Raw genomic sequence first — 555 nt, forward strand, 5'->3', positions numbered from 1 at the left:
GAAAAAATCAAAAATTAAGCAAAATCAAGAAGTAAAAACAAAAAGAAAGATTAAGCCCAATCTTTCAAAACTAAACAACAAGAAGTTCTTTTGTCAGGTAATACTCTTGGCTTTCAATAAGCGAATATTAAAAGCTTTTCTCTAGAAAGGAGGTGATCCAACCGCAGGTTCACCTACGGTTACCTTGTTACGACTTCACCCCAGTCGCTGTGTGTGCCGTGGGCAGTAGCCAATTTAGCATCCTGACTTAAGGCAAACACAACTCCCATGGTGTGACGGGCGGTGTGTACAAGGCCCGGGAACGTATTCACCGCAGCGTTGCTGATTTGCGATTACTAGCGATTCCAGCTTCATGCAGGCGAGTTGCAGCCTACAATCCGAACTGAGAGGTGTTTTGAAGATTAGCTCCACTTCGCAGTATTGCTTCTCTTTGTGCACCCCATTGTAGCACGTGTGTAGCCCTAGGCGTAAGGGCCATGATGACTTGACGTCGTCCCCACCTTCCTCCTCCTTACGGAGGCAGTATCCTTAGAGTTCTCAGCATAACCTGTTAGC

The 555-nt window shown here is 45.9% G+C and carries 1 rRNA gene; it reads right to left on the reverse strand.

From position 1 onward, the window contains the following. Window positions 1-145: 145 nt before the first annotated feature. Window positions 146-555, reverse strand: a 16S ribosomal RNA gene (locus tag IEY73_RS34815); the annotation flags it as partial.

The sequence above is a fragment of the Mangrovihabitans endophyticus genome (genome assembly GCF_014646155.1).
Lineage (GTDB): Bacteria > Actinomycetota > Actinomycetes > Mycobacteriales > Micromonosporaceae > Actinoplanes > Actinoplanes endophyticus.